This window comes from Mycetohabitans sp. B2, from assembly GCF_021733735.1.
GTDB lineage: Bacteria > Pseudomonadota > Gammaproteobacteria > Burkholderiales > Burkholderiaceae > Mycetohabitans > Mycetohabitans rhizoxinica.
In genome coordinates this window covers 1-699 of sequence record NZ_JAHKSP010000089.1, presented here as the reverse complement: position 1 = coordinate 699, position 699 = coordinate 1, and the positions used below count along the sequence as shown (strand labels likewise).

1 protein-coding gene is annotated in these 699 nt (G+C 57.5%); it reads left to right on the top strand.

Features of this window, described 5'->3' with window-relative positions; all coding sequences use genetic code 11:
- On the top strand, positions 1-699 hold a 699-nt coding region (locus tag KPG66_RS16830; protein ID WP_237071592.1), incomplete at both ends, for a 2-hydroxycarboxylate transporter family protein.

Sequence of the window (699 nt, the reverse complement as noted above, 5' to 3'; positions counted from 1 at the left end):
TTGTTAGGCATGAACCGGGCGCTGTTGACCAAGGGCATCAGCCGATTTGCGATTCCAGTCATGGCCGGTTCAGTCGCAGCCGCCGTGATCGGCACTATCACCGGCATGGTCTTTGGCTTAGACGCATCGGATGCGTTTTTCTATATCGTGGTGCCCATCATGGCCGGGGGCATTGGCGAAGGTGCATTGCCGCTCACGTTAGGCTATGCCGCGCTGCTGCAGCTGCCACAAGAACAGCTGTTTGCGCGGGTAGTACCCGCTGTCGTGCTGGGCAACTTGAGTGCCATTATATGCGCGGCAGCGTTTGAACAAATTAGTCGACGATGCCGACGTCATTCCGATGACCTTGCCGCGTCCGCTCAGGCCCATTCGATAATAAGTCGCGAGCCCGTCACCGTTGAGCAAGTTGCCGCGGCGGGCATCATGGCAATTAGTTTGTATTTGGCAGGTCTGGTCCTGCAACATTTCACCCATCTGCCTGCGATACTGGGCATGTTGGCTCTGGCGGTGGTCGTCAAGTTAAGCGGTGCCGTGCCTGCCCAGCTTGAATACGGCGCGCACTGGGTCTATTGTTTCTTTGCCCGCGCGGTCACCTATCCACTCATGTTTGGCATCGGCATCACGCTGATGCCATGGGGAGCGTTGCTCGCTGCGCTGACTTTAGCGCATTTTGTCACCACCCTGGTGACCGTGCTTACG